Consider the following 23,366-nt stretch of genomic DNA (forward strand, 5'->3'; position numbering starts at 1 on the left):
TAAAACCTTTAACTTACAGTCAAACTCTCGCCTTCTCCAGTTTGCTTCCCTCAATTTTGATGCTTCTATCTGGGAAATTATCATGGCAATAGGAGCAGGTGCAACCCTTTATTTAGACACAAAAGACGCTTTAATGCCTGGGTTGCCATTAATGGGGCGATTAAAAGATTATGGTATTACTCATGTTACTTTACCCCCCTCAGCCTTAGCGGCTTTGCCCCTAGAAGAAATCCCAGAGTTACAAACAATTATTGTGGCAGGAGAAGCTTGTTCAGAAGAATTGATCAAACAATGGGCTACGGGTAGAAATTTCTTTAATGCTTATGGACCGACAGAAACCAGCGTTTGTGCCACGGTAGAAAAATGGGCAGATGAAACCCTGAAAGTAACTATTGGTCGTCCCATTGCTAACACCCAAATTTATATCTTAGACTCCCATTTACAACCTGTCCCGATTGGTGTTCCGGGAGAATTACATATTGGTGGTATGGGATTAGCGCGGGGTTATCTCAATCGTCCCGAATTAACCCAAGAAAAATTTATTCCTAATCCTTTTGAGAAGGATGAAGTGATCCCCCCAACCCCCCTTAATAAGGGGGGAAATGAGCCGTCAAAATTATATAAAACGGGAGACTTAGCCCGTTATTTACCCGATGGTAATATTGAGTATTTAGGACGGATTGACAATCAAGTAAAACTTCGCGGCTTCCGTATTGAATTAGGAGAAATTGAGGCCTTACTCAACCAAAATGAGGCGGTACAGTCTTCTTGTGTGATTGTTCGTGAAGATAATCTAGGGGATAAACGCTTAGTTGCTTACGTTGTACCGCGACCCGAAATCAACCTGACAATTAACGAAATACGGCAATTTTTGCGAGCAAAATTACCTGATTATATGGTTCCAACTGCGTTTGTCCTTCTTGATACTTTCCCCTTAACTCCCAATGGCAAAATAGACCGCCGTGCTTTACCTGTTCCCGATTTACAGAGCCAAGGTGAATATATAGCTCCCCGTAACCCCATTGAAGAAAAAATGGCGCAGATTTGGGCTGAGGTACTGAAATTAAAACGAGTCAGTATTGAGGATAATTTCTTTGAATTAGGTGGACATTCTCTGTTGGCAACTCAAGTTATTTCTCGATTACAGGAAACCTTTGAGATTGTTGTTCCCTTACGTTATCTGTTTGAATCCCCAACCATTGCTCAGTTAAGTGGGGTAATTTTAAAAGAACTGCAAACAGGTTTAGGGTTAAAGCTACCATCAATTGTACCCGTTAATCGAGAGGATGATATTCCCCTATCCTGGGCCCAGGAACGTCTCTGGTTTGTGAATCAATTAGAAGGAGAAAGTGGGGCTTATACTATTGATTTAACGATGCGTTTGCGCGGAAATCTCAATGTTAAAGCCTTAGAAAAAGCTTTCCAGGCAATTATTCAACGCCATGAACCCCTACGGACTCAATTTAAACTCAAAGATAACCAACCAATACAAGCGATCGATCCTAATGTAACCTTCACCTTACCAGTTGTCAATCTGCAAAACCTCAGCCATTCTGAGCAACAGGTAAAAAACCTGTTATTAGCAGCAGCATCCGAACCCTTTGATCTCGAATCAGGTTCAGTATTACGAGTCAAATTATGGCAAGTCAAGACAGAGGAATATGTACTATTATTAGCCATTCATCATATTGCGGCCGATGGTTGGTCAATAGGTGTTTTAATCGACGAATTATCAGTCTATTATCGAAGTTTCTGCACCGGTACAAAAGCAGATTTACCTACTTTATCGATACAGTATGCTGACTTTGCCCTGTGGCAGCGTCAATGGTTAACTAATGAAGTATTAGACCGTCAATTAAGCTACTGGAAGCAACAATTAACCGGGGTTCCCCTACTACACCAACTTCCCACAGACCGTCCCCGGCCAGCAATCCAAAGTTTTCGCGGTGGGACGGAGCGACTGCAACTAGATAGTCAACTAACGCAACAACTGAAAAAACTCAGTCAAGAGTCCGGTAGCACTCTCTTTATGACATTACTAGCGGGTTTTGCTGTGTTACTATCTCGTTATAGTCAACAAACAGATGTGGTAATTGGTTCACCAATTGCTAACCGTAACCGCACCGAAATTGAAGGGTTAATTGGCTTTTTTGTCAATAGTTTAGTGTTAAGATTTGATTTATCTCAAGAACCGACATTTGAGGATTTTCTCGCGCAAGTAAAACAAACTACTCAAGATGCTTACGACCATCAAGATTTACCCTTCGAGATGTTAGTCGAAAAATTAAAAATTGAGCGTCATTTAGATCGTAATCCTTTAACACAGATAGTTTTTGCCCTTCAGAATGCTCCTAGTTCTCCCTGGGATTTACCCGGAGTAAACATTGAGGAGATACCATCAGGACTTGATTCGGTTAGGGTTGACCTAGAAGTTTACCTCTGGGATGCACCCGAAGGATTAGGTGGTTTTTGCTCTTATAACAGGGATTTATTTGATGCTGAAACCATTGTCCGTATGATGACTCATTTTAAGACTTTGTTAGCGGCAATTGTAGAAAATCCCCGTCAATCATTAGCTTCACTACCCTTATTAAACCCAGAGGAAGAGTATCAACTATTAGAGGGTTGGAATGAGACAAAAGCTGATTACTCCTATAACAAGTGTATTCATCAATTAATTGAGGAACAAGCAGCGCGTACCCCTGATGCAGTAGCAGTAGTCTTTGAAAATCAACAGTTGACCTATGCAGAATTAAATAGTCGGGCCAATCAACTAGCTCACTATTTACGCTCTTTAGGTGTAGAAACCGAGGTAATAGTCGGTTTATGTGTAGAGCGCTCTTTAGACATGATTGTGGCATTAATAGGCATCCTTAAAGCCGGTGCTGCCTATCTACCCCTTGACCCAGAATATCCTCAAGAACGCCTACAATTTATGTTAGAGGATAGTCAAGTACCCTTATTACTAACCCAAAGTTCACTGATTGATAAACTCCCAAATCATCAAGCTAAAACTGTATTTTTAGCTGAAATTTGGCCAGAAATTAAACCAATGAACTGGGATAATTTGACGGTGAAGGTAACAGCTTCTAATTTGGCCAATGTGATTTATACCTCTGGTTCTACAGGCAAACCCAAAGGCGTGATGGTAGAACATAAAGGATTGTGCAATCTCGCTCAAGCTCAAATTCAGACTTTTGGTGTCTATTCTCAGAGTCGTGTTCTCCAGTTTGTTTCCCTAAGCTTTGATGTTTGTATATCAGAAATCTTAATGGCACTAGGGTCTGGGTCTGGGTCAACACTTTTCTTAGCAACAAAAGACTCTCTAATGCCTGGTCTGCCCTTAATTAAGCGATTAAGCGATTATGCCATTACCCATATTAGTTTACCTCCATCAGCTTTGGCGGTTTTGCCTTTAGTCGAATTATCAACGTTAAAAACAATAATTGTCGGGGGTGAAGCTTGTTCTTCCGAACTGATCAAACAATGGTCTGCGGGGCGAAACTTTTTCAACGCTTATGGGCCAACCGAAGGAAGTGTTTGTGCAACGGTAGCTAAATGTACGCCGGTTGATGCAAAAATAACTATTGGTCGGCCAATTCCTCATGTGCAGGTTTATATTTTAGACTCGCATTTACAACCAGTTCCTATCGGTGTACCGGGGGAATTACATATCGGAGGAGCAGGGGTAGCCAGAGGTTATTTGAATCGCCCAGAATTGACAGCAGAGAAATTTATCTCTAACCCGTTTGTCTCCCTTGATCCCCCCCTAACCCCCCTTGATAAGGGGGGAGAGCAGCCGTCAAAATTATACAAAACGGGAGATTTAGCTCGTTATTTACCTGATGGAAAAATTGAATATCTGGGACGAATTGACAATCAGGTTAAAGTAAGGGGTTTCCGCCTCGAATTAGGGGAAATTGAAGCAGTTTTGAGCCAACATCCCCTAGTACAAGAAGCGGTTGTGATGGCTCGCGCTGATCAGGCAAGTGATCATGATTATGATCAGCTTAATACTAATTTAGTAGCCTACTTAGTTCCGGCTCTCAAGGGTCAAGTATTGCCCGAACAGCTTGCTCAATGGCAGAGTGAATATGTTAGTGATTGGCAAAAGATTTACGAAGAATCCTACAGTAAACCCCAACCTCAAACCGAGGACCCCACTTTTAATATTAGTGGTTGGAATAGTAGTTATACCGGACAAGCTATTCCCGATGCAGAAATGCAGGAATGGGTTGATCAGACAGTGAGCCGAATTTTAGGAAATCAACCACCGCAACGAGTGTTAGAAATTGGTTGCGGAAGTGGATTATTGCTATTCCGTGTGGCAAAACATTGTCAGGAATATTGGGGAGCAGATTATTCCGCTGCTACCATTAATAACCTCGAACATTTATGTAGCACAATTGAAGGTTTAGAGGGCAAAGTCAAATTATTACACCGAACAGCCGATGATTTTACCGGTATTCCCCAAGCTACTTTCGATCGAGTAGTAATTAACTCTGTGGTTCAGTATTTCCCTAGTGTGGATTATCTATTACAAGTTATCGCAGGAGCAGTCAAGACGACTGCGGATCAGGGTAAGATTTTCCTAGGTGATATCCGTAGTTTGTCCTTACTAGAGCCTTACCATGCGGCGGTACAGTTAGCTCGCACTGAAGCTAATAAAACCCTTGAACAATGGCAAAAACAGGTGAATCAAAGTGTAGCTACCGAAGAAGAATTGTTAATTGAACCTCAGTTCTTTATCGCGCTTAAACAACGTTTTCCGCGAATTTCTTGGGTAGAAATTGCCCCGAAACGGGGTCAGGCTGACAATGAGTTAACCCAATTCCGCTATGATGTTACTTTACATCTGGATACTGATGGGCAAAAAACGACAATTCCTTGGCTAAATTGGCAGCGGGATCGGTTTTCTTTAGCGCAACTGCAAGATAAATTGAAACTGGAACAACCAGAATATTTAGGTATCAGAGATGTACCCAATCAACGATTACAAAATGCGCTACAAATTTTAGACTGTTTAGAAAATCCTCCGGGAGTAAAAACGGTGGGAGAATTGCGACAATTGTTAGGAAAAAATACCGGGATAGGGATTAATCCTGAGCAAATGTGGCAACTGGGAGAACAGTTAGGTTACACTGTTCATCTCAGTTGGTGGGAAGGTAGTCAAGATGGTTCTTTCGATGTGGTTTTCTGTCGCCAGAATGCCATCTTAGAACCGATAATAAGTAAAGTTGATGAACAACCATACCCCAATTTTTGGGATGATGAGACGATTATTCCCAAATCCTGGACTGATTATACGAATAATCCTTTATATGGTAAATTAGTCCAGAAGCTGATACCACAGGTGCGGGAATTTGTCCAACAAAAGCTACCTAGTTATATGGTTCCCCAGGCTTTTGTTTTGCTTAATACCCTACCTTTGACTCCTAATGGTAAAGTAGATCGGCAGGCTTTGCCTACACCCGATACAGCTACACGCAATTTAGCTACGGGATTTCTCGCACCTCGTACCCCGATTGAAACTCAAATGTCTCAAATTTGGAGTGAAGTTTTGGGGGTCGAACGTATTGGAATTAAGGATAATTTCTTTGAATTGGGAGGACATTCTTTGTTAGCGACTCAGGTTATTTCCCGTTCCCGCGATCTTTTCTCGGTGGAATTGTCTTTACAAAATCTGCTAGAATACCCAACTATCGCTAATTTAGCCCAAATCATTGAAGTTCTTACCGTTGCACCGGGACAAACAGCTATGACTGAAAGCTTGGAAGATTATGAGGATGGTGAATTATAAAAACAGTTAAAGTTTTAGCTGATCTCAATAGTTTAGCAAGACAGTTAAAACGGCAAAGGACAAATATTGATCCTAGTCAATGGCAATCTGATGTACTTTTACATCCTCAGGGCAAACTTCGTGATTTAGAGCTAATTTAACAACAACTTTGGGAGGCAATTGGTAAGTGAAAGTAGGAGATTTTTTAGCGTATTTGAAGGGTTTAGAGATTAAACTATGGCTGGAAGGCGAAAAACTTCGTTTTCAGGCTCCCAAAGGGGTTATGACCCCAGAAATTAAAGAAGAAATCGCCGCCAAAAAACCTGAAATTTTGGACTTTTTGAGAGCGGCAAAAATCCCAACTAATACTGTTGATTTAGAGATTATTCCCGTGTCACGGGATCAGGATTTACCCCTCTCTTTTGCTCAACAACGACTCTGGTTTCTGCAGCAACTTTCTCCCGATAGTCATTCCTATAATCTGTTGGACGCTTTGCGGTTAGAAGGAAACCTCAATCTGTTGGCTTTAGAACAAAGTCTCAGCGAACTGATTCGCCGTCACGAAATTTTAAGAACCACTTTTACCATGGTAGAAGGGCAACCAATTCAGCGCATTGCTCCCCCTTCACCCGTCAGTTTACCCCTGGAAGATTTACAAAATTTATCAAAGAATGAACAAACAGAACATCTGCAAGAAATAGCGATTGCTTTCTCCTTAAAACCCTTTAATCTAGCCAAGGAATCATTAGTCCAATTTAAGTTACTTAAACTCAGTTCCCAAGAGTATGTATTGCTGTTGAAGATGCACCATATTATTTACGATGGTTGGTCTTTGAGCATCTTCTTTGGTGAATTATCTCAACTTTATGCGGCCTTTGTCCAGGGTTTGCCTTCCCCTCTCGCTAAATTATCGATTCAATACGCCGATTTTGCCGTATGGCAACGTCAATGGCTCACCGGTGAAGTTTTGGAGCGTCAACTTAATTACTGGCAAAAACAGTTACAAGATGCACCTACTATTTTAGAATTGCCAACGGATTATCCCCGTCCTCCAATTCCTAGTTTCCGGGGTGATGGGCAGGTTTTTCGACTGAATCAAGACTTAACGCAACGCCTCAAAAGGTTAAGTCAGGAGTCAGGAGCAACGCTATTTATGACTTTACTGGCGGCTTTTTTTGTCCTAATTTCTCGTTATAGTGGTCAATTAGATGTTTTGGTAGGTTCTCCCATCGCTAATCGTAATAGTTCGGCAATTGAGAAATTAATGGGCTTTTTTGCCAATACTTTGGCTTTAAGGGGTGATATGTCGGGAAATCCGAGTTTTCTGGAGTTATTACAACGAGTAAAGCAAACAACTTTATCAGCTTATGCTCATCAAGATTTGCCTTTTGAAATGTTAGTAGAAAAATTACAATTAAACCGAGATTTAAGTCACAATCCTTTGATACAGGTGATGTTTTCTCTGCAAAATACTCCCCAATCTGAGGCCAGTTTATCTGGCTTAAAGATGGAGAGTTTGCCTTTATCTGTTGAGCTTAAAGCGCGATTTGATTTAGAGGTAAATTTTTGGGAAGTTTCTGATCGTTTAGAAGCGGTTTGGTGTTATAGTACGGATTTGTTTGCTGCCCCCACTATTAACCAAATGGGGCAACATTTTCAGAATCTCTTAACTGCGATTGCAGCTAATCCCAATATGGGAATTTTTCAGTTATCGATGTTAAGTGATGAAGAACGTTATCAATTGTTATCATTGTGGAACGAAACTCACACAGATTATCCCTCTGATCAATGTATTCATCAATTATTTGAAGAACAGGTAAAACGCACACCCGACGCGGTAGCAGTGGTATGTTCAGAGCAAAAATTAACCTACAATGAATTAAATTGTCGTGCTAATCAATTAGCCCATTATTTGCGGAAATTAGGAGTAAAACCAGATGAATTAGTGGGGATTTGTCTAGAGCGTTCCTTAGACATGATTGTGGGATTATTGGCTATTCTTAAAGTCGGTGGAGCTTATGTTCCTATTGACCCAGATTATCCCCAAGAACGCATTAGCTTTATGCTCCAAGATACCCAGGTTAAAATAATATTAACCTGCGAATCTTTACAGAATTCCTTGCCAAATCATAATGCTATTATTATCTGTTTAGATAAAGATTGGCAACAAATTAATCAAGCAAGTCAGCAGAATCTTAACAGCGCGGTTGCTGCGGATAATTTAGCCTACGTTATTTATACTTCTGGCTCTACAGGAATACCCAAGGGTGTTATCGTCACTCATCAAGCAGTTAATCGACTGGTATTAAATACTAATTACATCCAGTTTACTCCTGATGACCGGGTTGTGCAAGCGTCTAATATTGCTTTTGATGCCGCTACTTTTGAAATTTGGGGGGCTTTACTTAACGGTGCTAAGATTATTATTATCGCTAAATCAGTTTTGCTCTCACCCCAAGAATTGGCAGTAAGCTTAAAGGAAAATCAGATTAGTGTCTTATTTTTAACCACAGCACTTTTTAATCAGTTAGCTAATTTAGTTCCCCAAGCTTTTAGTAACTTACGATGCTTACTATTTGGGGGTGAAGCAGTTGAACCAAAATGGGTACAAGAGGTACTAGAAAAAGGTGCGCCACAACGGTTGCTTCATGTCTATGGTCCAACGGAAAATACAACGTTTTCTTCTTGGTATTTAGTGGAAAACGTAGCTTCTACAGCGACAACTATTCCCATTGGTAAAGCGATTGCCAATACCCAAATCTATTTACTGGATAAAAATCTGCAACCTGTCCCGATTGGTGTAGTAGGAGAATTACATATTGCTGGTGCAGGATTAGCCAAAGGTTATCTTAACCGTCCCGAATTAACCCAAGAAAAATTTATTCCTAATCCTTTTGAGAAGGATGAAGTGATCCCCCCAACCCTCCTTAATAAGGGGGGCAATGAGCCGTCAAAATTATATAAAACGGGAGACTTAGCGCGTTATTTACCCGATGGTAATATTGAATATGTAGGACGGATTGACAATCAAGTAAAAATTCGCGGCTTCCGTATTGAATTAGGAGAAATTGAGTCCGTACTTAGTCAAAATCAGGCGGTACAGTCTTCCTGTGTGATTGTTCGTGAAGACAATCCGGGGGAAAAACAGTTAGTTGCCTATATTGTACCTAAGCTAGGAGTAAAGCTAACAAGTGGCGATTTGCGTCAATTTCTTAGCGATAAATTGCCCGGTTATATGGTTCCGGGTGCTTTTGTGATGCTGGAGTTTTTCCCTTTAACAGCTAACGGAAAAATTGATCGCCGTGCGTTAAAAGCTCCCAGTAACACCAGTGATTCAGACAGATTTATTGGAGCGCGTAATCAGTTAGAATTAAACCTTGTGCAAATCTGGTCAAAAGTGCTAAAGATTGACAAAATTAGCGTGCAGGATAACTTTTTTGACCTCGGTGGCCATTCCCTTTTAGCTCCTTATTTAATCACCCAAATTAAAGAACAGTTAGGCAAAGAAATTGCCGTAACTACAATATTTCAAAACCCAACTATTGAACAGTTAGCGACCATTATCCAAACTGATGCAGATTCCTCTAACCAGTCTTGTTTAGTTCCCATTCAACCCCAGGGTTCAAAGCCGCCTTTTTTCTGTGTTCCAGGCGCTGGAGGACGACCATTTTATTTTTACCATTTAGGACGTTGTTTAGGAAAAGATCAACCTTTCTACAGTTTTGAAAATGATCTCTATCAACAGTTTGGAGAAATCAGTCGCATTGAGGATATAGCCAGTATTTATATTAAAGCCATGCAGGATTTACAACCCCAAGGACCCTACTTTTTGGGAGGACATTCCTACGGTGGTAATGTGGCTTTTGAAATGGCTCAACAGTTGGTTAATCAGGGTCAACAAGTGGCATTACTAGCAATCATTGATTCTTCAGCACCCACCTATAAAGACAAACAAATTTTGCTTGATTATATTAATTGGGATCATGCGCGGTGGTTAGCTGAAGTCAGCAAAGGTATCGAAGTTTATTTAGATAAAACCGTCGATATTTCCTATAAAACTCTTCAAGTCTTAACAGTGGAGGAACAATTAAAATACGCCTTAAACTTTTTTAAACTGGCTAATATGCTTCCCCCCAATGCGGAAACTAGGCAGCTTGAAAAAATTGTCCAAGCCTATAAAACTAGCTGTTTATGTCTGATTGATTATCTCCCTAAACAGACTTATCCTGGTAAAATCACGATTATACGGGCCAGTGAGGAATTAGCTGATGATCCAAATAAAGATTTAATAGCTGGAGATTGCGAGGATTCTTCTTTAGGCTGGAGTGAATTTTCTACAGAGCCAGTTGAGATTCATTTCGTACTAGGAAATCATGTCTCGATTATGGTGGAACCCCATGTCCAGATTTTAGCCGAAGAGTTAAAAGTTTGCCTTGAGATTTGATACCAAACCCGTTTTTAAGACTATGATTAACTCCCAATCCAACTTGAAAACCCCAGTTATCAATTGTTTCTACCCAATCTCCTCTATCTTTTAAACAGGATTTAATCTAAGAACTGACGATTTTCTACAAGTTGTGTGAACAGTAAGACTAATGTAGAATGCTGCAAGGCATCTGATTGCTAGACAGCCGATTTGTATTCTTTTGCCTTACCATGGATTTTATATGACTGAAATCCCGACCAACCAATCCAACTTAGTGATTTTAGGAGTCTCATCAATGACGGAAACTACTGAAACGGCCATTCCCAATGATTTTCTCGGAATTAATCCCACAGAAATCAACAAAAAACTTGTCTCCTGGGGAATTTCTCTGGATGAAGTTGTTCAAAAACTTGCATCTCTGGGACTCCCCGGCATTATTTTCATTATTGCTGTTGCCGCATCTGGTGGTACTGCCTATCCTGCGATTTACGCACTTTTTGGGTTAGGCGGTCCGCTGGGACTAATTGGTGGACTTGGGGTCTTAGGCATCTCTACCATTATTGGTGACATTGTTACGGGTTATGGCATTGAGGCACTGCTTAAAACGGTCTATCTCAAACGTCGTGAAACAGAAACTCAAGAATATCTCATCAATGAGGTGGAAGGTTTGCCAATTTCTCAAGTTCTAAAACTTAACCTGAAAAAGGCTATTGAAGTAGAAATTGCTGCCGAAGAACCTGTTGCTCCCAAAGAAGTCGAAATTGCTGAAGAGTAGTTTTAACTTGACTAAGCACTTTCTCCCTCCTCTCTCCTGCTGCCCTCACCGGCCAATTGACTTGTTTAGCAAACCCTAAATACAACAAAAAACCGCCATAAATCTTACTCCTGCTTGACTTATGGCGGCAGTTTATTTCTGTCTGAATTACTGAAAGCAATCTTTAAATTAATTAACTATCTTCCCAGTCAGAAGGCCATTTCCAAGTCCAAACGGGAGCGGGTTCAGAATCGGGGGGGGAATCGGGAGTCGGAGCCTCGTCTTGGTCCGCAGACAAAAAACGAGCAAAGAAGGGGATTGCTTTACTCTGTTCGCTATTAGGATAATTCATGGTCATTCCTAGTTTTGAGTGGCAGCTTTTTCAAGATAGCTGCGATTACCTTGCGATAGTAACATATATTGCCGTCTTACTCAAGTCAAATACTTGGTGAACTACCTACACTTTTCTTGCGGGTAAGTGTAGGTTTCCTAGCCAACAGATAGCGGAATCGTGGATTTCTTGCGTCCTCCCCTACCCTATCCGATTTCCAGTTGGCTATCGTTATTATCGATCTGACTGTCTAACAGTATTTGCGTAGGTTTCCATTCCCCATCCATTGTTTGACAAGTACACACCAACCATACGGATTGCTCTCCATCCCCGAACTCAAGGTGACAATCTTGGCAGGTTTCTTGGAAGTTTTGATCCCCGAACTGCAATTCCCCATCTATATTACCGATATGGTCACTAAGCCTCAGTTCGGTAGGGAGCCATTCTCCATCGCGAGCTTGGCACTCAGCACTCAGGATTGTGCTGTTAGGGTCGTAGTTGATACTGCTACAAGTGTGCGAAAAATTAGGCATGACAACTCTGTGTTTTAAAAAACAGTATGATTCAGCATAGTGCCTTAACGGCCGACATTCCGCACATCTTCATATACTTTTATATATTTTTACATTCCCCAAGATGTTTTGACGAAAAACCTTCATTGTACAAACTACTATTAAGAACATTTTCAATAATTGATTTTTTCTGAGAAAAAAATTGACAATTCTTCACCTTGATCAAAATCCATGATTGTAGCTATAATCTTTACTGGCAAAGGATTGTAAGCAATATATTAGTAAAAATTATTAATTGAATGTTAAGAAGTGCGGAAAGTGGGTACTTCCCGCTCTACTAAGCCAAATCGTGTTAAACTAATGTAGTTTTTGCCGAAACAGTTAAGTGAGTTTAACAATGGATAAAAATGAATGGATTAGTAGATTCGATGATTTAATTTGTAGTCCTTCGATTCGAGAGTTTTATGGTGAAAGAGAGTTTTTTAATGTCGGTTATTGGCTCTCCCATACTCAAGATCAACAGGAAGCATCCTCTACTCTGATGGAGAAACTTTTAGAATTTATTCCCAACAAACAGGGAACAATTCTTGATGTTGGCTGTGGTTTGGGAGCAACTACCCATTATCTTCTCAAATATTACCCATTGACAGCAATTGTGGGGATTAACATTTCTCCGACACAAATTGCCAGAAGTCTCTTGAATTTTCCCGAGGGTAAATTTCTGTTAATGGATGCGGTAGAGATGGATTTTGCCGATCATTCTTTTGAGCAAATTATTTGTGTAGAAGCGGCTTTTTATTTTAATACCAGGCGGCAATTCTTGCAAGAAGCTTGGCGAGTATTAAAGCCGGGGGGAACCTTAATTCTCTCAGATCTGAGTTTTGCCACAACGGAACTTTTGGGGGATTGGACAGTTCCCCAAGCAAACACGGTCAAAGATATTGCCGAGTATCAAAATCTTTATCAACAGGCAGGGTTTAAAGATGTTCAATTTGTCGAGGTGACGGAGGAGTGCTGGTTCAGACATTTTCGCCATCTTAAGTCTTGGTTAACAGAGGAATTGCAATCGGGAAAATTAGACGAAGAAACCTATAATTTAAACATTAAGCCTCTCGATAATTTGCTAAGTTCCTCGGTCATAACTTATTGGTTAGTTGCTGCCCAAAAGCCAGTCAATGAACTGTAATAGTTGTAAGTTTTTCTTGAATTTTTGGAGACAAAAAAATGTTTGATTCCTTATCGGGTAAAAAAGTCGTTATTATTGGTGCAAGCTCCGGGATTGACCTAGCGATTGCTCAAAAATTGCTCTCCCTAGGGGCAAAAGTGGTGCTTTCCCATGCTTCTCAAGAGAAATTAGCTGCCGCTGTTGCCCTAATTTCCGGGGAGATTGAAGCCAAAACTGTTAATTTTTTAGAAGAAGATTCTGTTAATGCCTTTTTTGCAGAAATTGGCAACTTTGACCATTTAGTAGTCACCTCTCTCGGAGACAGAAATATGCCGCGAGCCTTATTAACCGAAATGACCGCAGAAACGGCCCGGGGAGGTATGGAGAAATTCTGGGCAACCTTTTTAGCAGTGCGTGGCTCCCTGAAAACTTTGGCCAAGGACGGTTCTATTACCCTGACATCCAGCGTCACTATGTTCAAATATTCCAAAATGGGCGGAATTTCCGTCATAGCCGCCGCTAATAGTGCCGTAGCCGTATTTGGACGCGCCCTCGCCCTAGAACTCGCTCCTATTCGCGTTAACGTTGTTGCCCCCGGATTAATAGAAGATACAAGCATCTGGACCAGTCAAGGTGATTCGGAACGCTCCGACCTGAGCAAATGGGCGGTTTCTGCTCTACCTGTCGAACATTTAGGGCAACCCGAAGAAGTCGCCCTAGCAGTATTGAGTTTGATTATCAACCCCTATATGACTGGTGTGGTTTTACCCGTGGACGGTGGAGTTACTCTTTAATCCCTAACTGGACTTAAACCCTCAACCCGGGAAAGTGATACTAAATCCTCTTTAAAGGGTATAGGAGGGAGTGGGAAGCGGGTTTTTAAAGTTGGATTAAGGGTTGATCATAGTACATAAGTTCGGTAATGTGCGATCGCTTGTCAGCCGCGCTCGATCATTGAAAATCTAACATAGAACTTGTAGATTTTTCTACCCATCCTAGCCGATTTTTTACGTTGTAAACTGCCAGTTTTACCATATTCATGCTCGCAGATATTCTGTAAGGATTTGCTGGCTTTTTAGGGTTAGGATCTATTTTAACGACATTTCCACTCCAAAGATCACTACCAGTTGCCCAGTCTAATCCAGCCAACAATGAAATTTTAGCACTATCAAAACTGTTGTTATTTTCATCATAAATATCGTGCAACAAGTATCCTAATATTTCTAAGCCTACACTACGTCCTAAAATACAACTTGTCTGAAATTGAGTTAACTGATCAACGGTTAATTTATCTGTGCTATTCTCCGCTATTTCTCTAGTTTGAGAACACTCATGAAAAAACTGATTTAAACATTTAGATAAAACCTCAGATGATTCTTCAACGCTTATCTCCGTTAAATCAGAACTAATGTCGTTATCAAATGCTAAACTTACTAATTTAGCCACATAGTTAAATGTATAAATAAGTTTCTTTTTTAACGAAGTTTGATCTTTGATAGCTTCTGTTTTACCATCAAACATAGACACTTGATAGAGTAAATTTTTAGTAATACCCACCCGTCCTTCAAATTCACCAAAGGAAAGGAGTAATGATTTATCTAAAGGTCTTGTTTGAGCCATATCTCTAAAATCAGTTTGGCATTGTCTAAAATCCCCTTCCAAGACCAAAGTAATAGGAAAATCATTATCACCGATTAGTTCCCCCTCAGAATTTGTAATCAATTCGTGAATAGCGCGTTTACGATGTTGACCATCTGTAATATCTAATTTGATTCCACGCCCAATTACAACCAAGCATAGCCCACGAGCAAGATCGATCAGCTTAATTTTTTCTGGATCAACATTAGCTGTTAGAGTTCCTAAAATCCATGGTTTATCTTGTTTAATCCGCTTAAGGATATATTCTTTAACTTCCTCTGTATGTCCTTGAACCTCTGGGCGATTTTTTCCTGAATCGGGATCGTTCCCTGTAGATGGCTTTGCTTGGAGCAAGGTTGGTAAATCATGAGCGGGAACGTTTATTTGAACCATTTTTCGTTTTCCTTGTTGGAAAACTAGCCCAAGATAGCATTTCTCTCTGTAATGCTCAGAAAAGTAGTATTCCAGTACCTGATTCAGTTGTTGAGTCAAATCTGAAGAATGAGCTGCAATATCAGACATAATAGAAAAAAATACCAAAAAACACTCAATAATCATATATTATAGCAGTTATCTTAATGATGAGGCACGAAGTTTTCGTTTTGGGGAATAGGGAACGCCAGAATAGGGAACAAGGAACAGCAGCTGATCGCCCAAGGATGATGCCAAATCCCGTCATACTTCATCTTTAGGCGAAACTCTGTAGTCATCCTTGAGACACTCAGTATCGAGAGAAATACGGACTTTTTATGACAGATACCCTCAAATCAGATAAGTCGCCTATCCGTACTATTGCGGAGTTTGTCGAGGATTTAAATTATTTAACTCAAGAAATACAGGAATTATACTGTGCAGATACTATTCCTTGGGTTGTGGGAGTATCATGGGGAAAAGATAGTACAAGTATATTGCAGTTAATCTGGAATGCGATCGCTGCCTTACCATTAGAGAAGCGACACAAAACCATTCATGTCATCACTACCGATACTTTTGTTGAAAACCCAATTGTTTCTACTTGGGTACGCAGATGTATTAGACAGCTTACAGAAGCGGCAAAACAGCAACAAATGCCTGTTAAATCGCATCTACTGCATCCTGAAGTTGACGCTACTTTCTGGGTTTGTTTGATAGGAAAAGGATATCCTGCTCCAAGGCACGGCTTTCGTTGGTGTACTGATCGCATGAAAATTCAGCCTGTCAATAACTTTATTCGCAATTTAGTCAGAGTTCATTGTGAAACTATTGTTGTGCTAGGAATTAGGAAGGCTGAAAGTCAAGCGCGAGCAATCACCATGAAAAAACATGAAATAGGTAGAGTTCGTGACAGATTAAGCCCCAATGGACGTTTAATCAACTCTTTGATTTATACTCCCATAGAAGATTGGCGTACTGATGAAGTATGGATGTACTTAATGCAGTGGGAAAATCCCTGGGGAGGAGATAACAAAGAATTATTAGCAATGTATAGAGGAGCGACTGCGGATAATGAATGTCCCCTAGTGGTAGATACTTCCACTCCTAGCTGTGGAGATTCGCGCTTTGGTTGTTGGGTGTGTACGTTGGTGAATAAAGATAAATCGATGGAGGCAATGATACAGAATGACGAAGAAAAAGAATGGTTACAACCACTTTTAGAGCTTCGCAACGAATTAGACTTAAAAAACGACAGAGAAAGGCGAGATTTTCGCCGTATTTATGGCAAGGTTGAACTTTTTGGTTCAGACAAGATCGAACCCATACCCGGTCCTTATACTAAAAAATGGCGGGAATATTGGCTGAGAAGGGTATTAGAAGCTCAGGAGAGCGTGCGTACTAATGCCCCAGAGGAGATGAAAGATATTACCCTAATTACCACGGAGGAACTCAGCGAAATTCGCCGGATTTGGAGGGAAGAAAAGCACGAATTTGATGACCAATTACCGAAGATTTATAAACAAGTGACTGGAGAAACTTTTCAAGATCCGCGACCGGGGGCGGATAATAATCTTTTGGGGAGTGAAGAATGGGATATCCTCGCGGATATCTGTGCCGAGGATTCCATGCACCTAGAATTATTGGCTAAACTTATCGATACAGAACGTCAATATTTTCTCAAAATCTCTCGCAAGGGTATTTACAAAGACCTAGAAAAATGCTTTGAGTCTAGTTCTCGTAGTAAAGAGGAAGCGATCGAAAATGCTCGTTATGTCTATGATCTAAAGAATGCCGCTCAAAGTGGCAATATTGCTCAGGTGAAAGAACAACTCAAAGAGAGTTTTAGTGAACCGGAAAAAGACCCGCAAAAACAGTTAACTTGGGCCAGTATGAAATTCCCTACAACCGTTGAGGAGGAGGAATAACGGGTTTATGTAGGGTTTGCTGAATAAATCTAACAACCTTGTTGGATAAGGTTTTTAGACTTTTTTCCCTCAAAAAGTGCCGACCCTTGTAGTGATTGGGGGGAAAATCCCTGGACTTTTTCCCTGAAAATTAGGTAATTGACCACCTGAAAATGGGTAAAACCCCACACCCCACACCCCACACCCCACACCCTACCCCCACGAAAAACTTTTTGCCGCAAACCCTATGTAAACTGGCGATCGAGTGGACCATCAATAAAATTACTGTTTCTCGACGACGCGATGAAACCCTACCAAAAAATTCCTATTCGTGAATGTGGGGAACCCCTAGTACCTATACCCGCAGATAAATTTGTTATCCCTTCTCCCCATGCTTACGAGAAATTGGGGGCTAATTATCGGGGTAAATCTCCCTATTTTTTGCGACAAGGGGTGTTAAATGCTCTGATTGACGCTCAAAACCGTCTGCAAGTCTATCAACCCGGTTGGCAAATTCTGATTTTTGATGCCTATCGACCGATCGAAGTGCAACAATTTATGGTCGATTATAGTTTTCAGACTCTCCTAGACACAAAAGGATTAGCCAAAGAGAAACTATCGGAGGCAGAAAGTCAAGCGATTTTAACAGAAGTTTACACTATTTGGGCAATTCCCAGCGATAATGCCGCCACCCCGCCGCCCCATAGTACCGGAGCGGCGATCGATATTACCCTAGTGGATGAGAAGGGACAAGCCATCCCCATGGGAGGAGAAATCGATGAGATCGGAGAGCGATCGCATCCCGATCATTATATTGCCGCAAAAAGCCCACGAGAACAGAGCTATCATCAAAAACGAGTTTTATTGGCTAAAGTGATGGAGGAGGCGGGATTTAGCCGACATAAGGGGGAATGGTGGCATTTTTCCCTAGGGGATCAGATGTGGGCCTGGTCGCTCGATCGAGCCTACGCCATCTATGGCAGAGTGGAGGATTAGGGAGATAGCTGTTAGGAGTAAACTGAAAGCAGCTGGTCTAGATCAATACTGATATACTAACAAAAGAAGACTCAAAGCTTAGACTGAATCCCGAGGGATAATCGCCAAAATTTGCTCAACAAAAGCTTGGTGATCAACCACCGGTTTAGAAATATAACCATCGGCCTGACTCTGCTTGAGAAAATTCTCTCGATCGCCTTCCATAGCGTGAGCGGTGACGAGAATAACGGGTAAATCGGCGGTTTCGGGGTTAGCTTTGAGAATTTGGCTGATTTTAATACCATCCACCGCTTTCCCTTCATAGACACTATGGGAGAGGGAGACATCCATTAAGATCACGTCCGCTTCCTTATCCCGAGCAATACGAAGCACTTCTTCCACATCTTCGGTCCCTTTAACCTCTAGACCACCTCGTTTGGTCAAAATTTTGGCAAAAACGCGAAAATTAATCGGGTCGTCTTCTACAATCAAAACAGTCGTCATAGGGATGCTCAGGGATAAACGAGGTTAAAAAGGGCAAAATGCCGTATGATTCACAGCTAGACAGATTGAAAACGAGAGACTCATGGCCAAACAACTGGATTTCTTAGCTAGTGGTCAAATTATACCCACGGCCTTACACCAAGAGATGGAACGCTCCTATCTAGAATATGCCATGAGTGTGATCGTGGGGCGAGCCTTGCCGGATGTACGGGATGGCTTAAAACCAGTCCATCGTCGCATATTATACGCTATGCACGAACTGGGTTTAACTCCCGATCGCCCTTTTCGCAAATGTGCGCGGGTGGTGGGGGATGTGTTGGGTAAATATCATCCCCACGGTGATCAGTCAGTGTACGAAGCACTGGTTCGTATGGTACAGGATTTTTCCAGTCGTTACCCACTTTTATCGGGCCATGGTAACTTTGGTTCGATCGATAACGACCCCCCAGCAGCCATGCGTTACACAGAAACCCGTTTGGCCGGCATCGGTGATCAGGCGGTTTTAGGGGGAATTAGCGAAGCGATCGTTAATTTTAGCAGTAATTTTGATAATTCTCAACAGGAACCAGTTGTTTTACCCGCTCAGTTACCGATACTGATTCTTAATGGTTGTTCGGGTATTGCGGTAGGGATGGCGACTAATATCCCTCCCCATAATTTAGGGGAAGTGGTGGAAGGTTTAATCGCTTTGATCGATAATCCCGATTTAAGCGAGGAAAAGTTAGTAGAAATTATCCCCGGTCCCGATTTTCCCACGGGAGGCGAGATTTTAGATGATACCGGCATTCGCGAGGCCTATCGCACCGGTAGGGGGATTATTCCCGTGCGCGGAGTGGCGAAAACTGAAACAATTATCATTGAGGGCAAGCGCCGAAGGGAAAGGACGGCAATTGTGGTTACTGAGTTGCCTTTTCAGGTGAATAAGGCGGCATGGATTGAAAAAATCGCCGAATTAGTTAATTTAGGGAAATTGGAGGGAATTGCCGATATCCGCGATGAAAGCAATCGCGAAGGCATTCGGGTGGTGATTGAATTAAAGCGGGAAAGTCAACCGCAGCAGGTTTTGGCCGCTTTATACCAACAAACGGCGCTGCAGACTAATTTTGGGGCGATTATCCTCGCTTTGGTTGATAATCAACCCCGGCAGTTGTCTTTAAAAGAAGTTTTACAGGAATTCTTGCGCTTTCGAGAAACGACTCTCACCCGTCAGTATGGCGATGAGTTGCAACAGGCCAGCGATCGCTTACACCTAGTCGAGGGTTTATTATTAGCTTTGCAGAATATCGATCGAGTGGTGGATATTCTCAAAAATGCTCCCGATGGGACGACGGCTAAGTATCGTTTTCAGGCAGAATTGGGCATTAGTGACGCTCAAGCTGATTCTATCTTAGCTATGCCTCTGCGTCGTTTAACTGGTTTGGAAAGACAAAAGTTAGAGACGGAAGCGACGGAATTACAAACAAAAATTCAACAATTGGAAACCCTCCTCCATAACCGTCAGGAGTTTCTCAAGTCTCTGAAAAAAGAATTGCGCTCTTTAAAGAAAAAATTCGCCGATAGCAGACGGACAAAAATTCGCACCGGGAAGTCGGGGGACAGGAGACAGGAGACAGCAGGGAAGAAACAGGATTCTGTTGTTAAAAAACAGGAGACAGGAGACAGGAGACAGGAGACAGGAGACGGGAAGCAGCAGGCAGCAGGGAAGAAACAGGATTCTGTTGTTAAAAAACAGGAGACAGTCCCGATGAAAAAATTTTCACCCCCACAGATGAAAGAGGTTTCCTTACCTACACCCCACACCCCACACCCCACACCCCACACCCCACACCCCACACCCCACACCCCACACCCTACATCCTCTTTGAAGTCAGAAGTTAAAAAACAGGAGAATAAAGTTAAGAAAAAGTCTGAGAGTGAGAATGCACCGAGTTTAAGTCTATTTACGCCCCAAGAACCCCCAGAAAATGCGATTTTATTGCTTGATGCCGAAGATAAAATCAGTTGGACGACACCAGAAGAGCGAGCGCCGGACTGGGGTTTAATTATCTATCAACAGGCGATCGAAAAACGGGAAAATTTCCTAGTTATCCTCGATAATGCCAAAGCTTACCCGATTGCTATCCGGGAAGTTCCCCCGCAAGCGAATCAACCAGTATTAATCTCCAGTCTGCTGACCAAAACCGCCCAAAAAGAGTCAGAAGCGGTGTTAAATCAATTTTTCTTCACAGAACCTCAAAAAAATCAAGAATTGCTTTTACTGAGTCAACAGGGGCGAATAAAGCGACTTCCCATCAATGAATTAGAGGGGGTTGGTAGTCGGGGTTTGTCCCTGATGAAATTGAAAGAAGACGATCGCCTATATGGTGCTATTTTTACTCACGAGGGCCTGGACTTAGCGATCGCCACCAGTAGCGGTCGGGTGTTGCGTTATCCCGTGCGCGAGGAATTATTGCCAATTATGGGTAAATCTGCCCAGGGTTTGGCAATTTTGCGGTTGCGCTACGGGGAACATCTAGCTGGTTGTGTTTCTCTCCCTCATCGGGAAAATCTGCTGCTGATTTCGGGATTAGGTTACGGGAAAAGACTAGGGATCGAGAATTTACGTCTATCACAATTAGGCGATCTTGGTTCACCTGCTTTACAATTCGTTAACAAACAGGATAGTTTAGCGGCCATGGTAGCGGCCCGGGAGGGGAGTATAGTGTTATTAAGTACCAATCAGAATCGAAAACTACCCTTAGAGGTAGAGACTGTGACAGTTACGGGTAAAGACGGGACAGGTTCACAATTAGTTAAACTCAACCCCGCAGAAAAAATTATCAAAGCACAATTGTTACACCATCTCTAAACAATGGGGAAAAAATCGAAAAATTTTGTGCGTAAACACCGGCATTGGCAAAGATGGTTAAAACTAACTCTGATTCTGGTTTTTGGGTTTATTATCCTTAATCTAGCGATTAATTTAGCCGTCCGCTTGCCAATTAATCAACAAAAACCCATTGATGCCATCTTAGTTTTGGGGGGCAGCATTCGTCGGGAAATTTATGCAGCTAATCTGGCCCAGCAATACCCCAATATACCGATTTTGATTTCCGAAGGCTCGAAAGACCCCTGTATTTTATTACTATTTGAACGGGCAAAAGCGCCAAAAACTAACGTCTGGTTAGAAAAGTGTGCTGATTCTACCTTCGGCAATTTTTTCTTTGCCGTGCCAATTTTAAAACAATGGGGAGTACATAAAGTAAAAGTCATCACCTCTCCTACTCATTTACCTCGCGCTCAATGGTTAGCAGCAATTCACTTGCAATCCCACGGTATAGCAGTAGAAATCGATGCAGTCAGAGAAATTGGTATTCCGGGTAATCACGAATCAAAGCTAAAAACTGGTTTAGATGTGACTAGAAGTATAATTTGGGCTTTTGTGGGACAATTAATCTCTCCCCCCTGTTGGCAAGTCATTCCCTTAAATTCCGTTGATTTAGAAGCTTGGCGCGATCAAGGTTTTAAATGTGAATCCCAAGGTAAGATCAGCTAAACCATCCTCTCCCAGTTAGTTTTTTAGCGGCTGCATCCCATTTTTGTAAATCTACTAACTTGGGGTTTTTAAAGGCAAACTCTCTCTTGCGGCTCTTCTCGACTTTGTGTGATAATTTTTGCTTATGGAATCGTGAAATGCTTATCAGGCAAGACTTTTAGTGCTATTTGGCGGAATAAACTATCAGTATAGACCTCGTTTCCACATTGCCACTTTCCTATACCTTTTAAACAGGATTTAGCATCAGAAACCCTATCGGGAATTTGCGCGGGAATTTGCGATCGCATCTAGAGCCAAATTCAGTTTCAGCAGGTTAACCCCCGGTTCGCCGAAGATGCCGAGAAAGCGCTCGTCGGTGTTTTTGATAACGAGGATCTCCACTTGATTCGTCGGTAATCCCCGCGAGCGCGCCACCCGCTCGATCTGCGACCTGGCGGCCTCTGGGGTGATATGGGGATCGAGACCGGAACCGGAGGTATATACTAGATCTGCGGTGGGTTTAATTGCCGCTTTCTCTAATCGGGGAATCTCCCCCTCCAGTGCTTTTTTCATGTCGGAATCGGGTTTTCCTTTAATGCGATCAATCAATGCGGGGTTACTAGGGGCCAGGTTACTCGCTCCCGAAACTCCGGTTTGCAGGACTTTGTTAGGATCGTTTTTCGGAGCGGCCGTACTGTAGGCGGTGGTACTTGGACGACTATTGAAATAGCGATCGCTGGTGAAAGGTTGCCCAATTAGAGCCGAACCCACCACTTGACCTTGATTATTGGTAATTAAACTCCCGTTTGCTTGCCAGGGAAAAAGAATTTGACCGATGGCGATCATCGAGAAAGGATAGATCAGCGCAGTGATCACCCAGAGAACTAGGGTAGAACGGATGGCTCTACCGGCCTCGCGTGCAAAACTCATGATTAGACCTCTTAAGTCGGGTTTGCGGCAAAAAGTTTGTTGGTGGGGTTAGGAGTCAGGAGCCAGTAGTCAGGAGTCAGGAGAATTAAGAATAAACAACAATCAATGAAAGAGTCTATTTAGAGATTTTCTGCTTTTTCCCATTTTTGAACTCTCAAAAATTAATTGTGCCAGAAATCTCTTAAAACCTCTCCGGTACAAAGATGACAAGGAATAGGTAGATAAATAAAGCAAAAGCGACTAATCCTAAAAGGGTTAATGCGAAGGATTGCCCCCTATTTATAGTGCTTCCCGTAGAAGCTTGAACGATGGAGGAGAAAAGAATTGTTAGACAGAAATTTAAGAAAATATACCAGAAAAATCGGTATTTTCTAAGGGATGCTTTCATAAGAATTAGAGTTTTTTGGAGATTTGTTTTTGCCAGTAAATCAAGAAAATAAGTAGGTAGGCGTTAAAAATTATCAGACACCCCCCTTATCAAGGGGGGATTAAGGGGGGATCGACACCCCCTTATCAAGGG

Annotated in this window: 16 protein-coding genes; 9 read left to right on the top strand and 7 right to left on the bottom strand. The window is 41.9% G+C overall.

The annotated features are described in order from the left end of the window. The 3 genes from EWV66_RS02035 to EWV66_RS02045 all read left to right on the top strand — a co-directional run. A partial coding sequence (locus tag EWV66_RS02035; RefSeq protein WP_287107849.1) for a non-ribosomal peptide synthetase occupies positions 1 to 5,800 on the top strand: 5,800 nt, incomplete at its 5' end. A gap of 166 nt (positions 5,801 to 5,966) precedes the next feature. After that, a complete protein-coding gene (locus EWV66_RS02040) occupies positions 5,967 to 10,223 on the top strand; it encodes a non-ribosomal peptide synthetase (RefSeq protein WP_287107850.1) in 4,257 nt (1,418 codons plus the stop codon). A gap of 277 nt (positions 10,224 to 10,500) precedes the next feature. Continuing rightward, on the top strand, positions 10,501 to 10,980 hold the full coding sequence (locus EWV66_RS02045) for a hypothetical protein (protein ID WP_052278589.1): 480 nt from the start codon (positions 10,501 to 10,503) through the stop codon (positions 10,978 to 10,980). A 172-nt stretch (positions 10,981 to 11,152) separates the two neighbouring features. On the opposite strand, the gene EWV66_RS02050 is transcribed toward EWV66_RS02045, so the two are convergent. Next, positions 11,153 to 11,311, bottom strand: coding sequence for a microviridin/marinostatin family tricyclic proteinase inhibitor (locus EWV66_RS02050; RefSeq protein WP_002750786.1), 159 nt, complete (start codon positions 11,309 to 11,311; stop codon positions 11,153 to 11,155). A gap of 185 nt (positions 11,312 to 11,496) precedes the next feature. Then, a complete protein-coding gene (locus EWV66_RS02055) occupies positions 11,497 to 11,823 on the bottom strand; it encodes a mannose-binding lectin (protein ID WP_052278278.1) in 327 nt (108 codons plus the stop codon). A gap of 376 nt (positions 11,824 to 12,199) precedes the next feature. Between EWV66_RS02055 and EWV66_RS02060 the strand changes: the two genes are divergently transcribed. Both EWV66_RS02060 and EWV66_RS02065 read left to right on the top strand, forming a co-directional pair. Beyond that, positions 12,200 to 12,988 (top strand): class I SAM-dependent methyltransferase, encoded by a 789-nt coding sequence (locus tag EWV66_RS02060; protein ID WP_052278279.1) that lies wholly within the window; start codon positions 12,200 to 12,202, stop codon positions 12,986 to 12,988. A gap of 38 nt (positions 12,989 to 13,026) precedes the next feature. Continuing rightward, positions 13,027 to 13,761: an SDR family oxidoreductase gene (locus EWV66_RS02065; protein ID WP_052278280.1), complete on the top strand. Its 735-nt coding sequence runs from the start codon at positions 13,027 to 13,029 to the stop codon at positions 13,759 to 13,761. A gap of 157 nt (positions 13,762 to 13,918) precedes the next feature. Here EWV66_RS02065 and EWV66_RS02070 read toward each other — a convergent pair whose 3' ends face one another. Continuing rightward, positions 13,919 to 15,163 carry a DNA sulfur modification protein DndB gene (locus EWV66_RS02070; protein ID WP_199328818.1) on the bottom strand — a complete coding sequence of 415 codons (1,245 nt, stop codon included), beginning with the start codon at positions 15,161 to 15,163 and terminating at the stop codon, positions 13,919 to 13,921. A 191-nt stretch (positions 15,164 to 15,354) separates the two neighbouring features. Here EWV66_RS02070 and dndC point away from each other — a divergent pair, with 191 nt between their 5' ends. Further along, a complete protein-coding gene (gene dndC / locus EWV66_RS02075) occupies positions 15,355 to 16,944 on the top strand; it encodes a DNA phosphorothioation system sulfurtransferase DndC (RefSeq protein ID WP_052278281.1) in 1,590 nt (529 codons plus the stop codon). Between the two features lie 29 nt (positions 16,945 to 16,973). Here dndC and EWV66_RS02080 read toward each other — a convergent pair whose 3' ends face one another. Next, positions 16,974 to 17,165, bottom strand: coding sequence for a hypothetical protein (locus EWV66_RS02080; RefSeq protein WP_104397014.1), 192 nt, complete (start codon positions 17,163 to 17,165; stop codon positions 16,974 to 16,976). A 61-nt stretch (positions 17,166 to 17,226) separates the two neighbouring features. On the opposite strand from EWV66_RS02080, the gene EWV66_RS02085 reads away from it, so the two are divergent. Next, positions 17,227 to 17,919: a M15 family metallopeptidase gene (locus EWV66_RS02085; protein ID WP_287107851.1), complete on the top strand. Its 693-nt coding sequence runs from the start codon at positions 17,227 to 17,229 to the stop codon at positions 17,917 to 17,919. 78 nt (positions 17,920 to 17,997) lie between these two features. Here EWV66_RS02085 and EWV66_RS02090 read toward each other — a convergent pair whose 3' ends face one another. Continuing rightward, positions 17,998 to 18,402: a response regulator gene (locus EWV66_RS02090; protein ID WP_002765033.1), complete on the bottom strand. Its 405-nt coding sequence runs from the start codon at positions 18,400 to 18,402 to the stop codon at positions 17,998 to 18,000. An 82-nt stretch (positions 18,403 to 18,484) separates the two neighbouring features. Between EWV66_RS02090 and EWV66_RS02095 the strand changes: the two genes are divergently transcribed. Next, positions 18,485 to 21,250, top strand: a complete 2,766-nt coding sequence (locus EWV66_RS02095) for a DNA gyrase/topoisomerase IV subunit A (RefSeq protein WP_287107852.1) — start codon at positions 18,485 to 18,487, stop codon at positions 21,248 to 21,250. A gap of 3 nt (positions 21,251 to 21,253) precedes the next feature. Next, on the top strand, positions 21,254 to 21,937 hold the full coding sequence (locus EWV66_RS02100; protein ID WP_052278283.1) for a YdcF family protein: 684 nt from the start codon (positions 21,254 to 21,256) through the stop codon (positions 21,935 to 21,937). Positions 21,938 to 22,189: 252 nt separating this feature from the next. Here EWV66_RS02100 and kdpC read toward each other — a convergent pair whose 3' ends face one another. Beyond that, the gene (gene kdpC, locus EWV66_RS02105) at positions 22,190 to 22,846 is read right to left on the bottom strand and encodes a K(+)-transporting ATPase subunit C (protein ID WP_052278284.1); all 657 of its coding nucleotides are present in this window, start codon (positions 22,844 to 22,846) and stop codon (positions 22,190 to 22,192) included. A gap of 181 nt (positions 22,847 to 23,027) precedes the next feature. Next, positions 23,028 to 23,234, bottom strand: a complete 207-nt coding sequence (locus EWV66_RS23960) for a potassium-transporting ATPase subunit F (RefSeq protein WP_072927114.1) — start codon at positions 23,232 to 23,234, stop codon at positions 23,028 to 23,030. Positions 23,235 to 23,366: the final 132 nt, after the last annotated feature.

It is taken from the genome of Microcystis sp. M_OC_Ca_00000000_C217Col (assembly GCF_007095585.1).
GTDB classification, from domain to species: Bacteria; Cyanobacteriota; Cyanobacteriia; order Cyanobacteriales; family Microcystaceae; genus Microcystis; species Microcystis panniformis.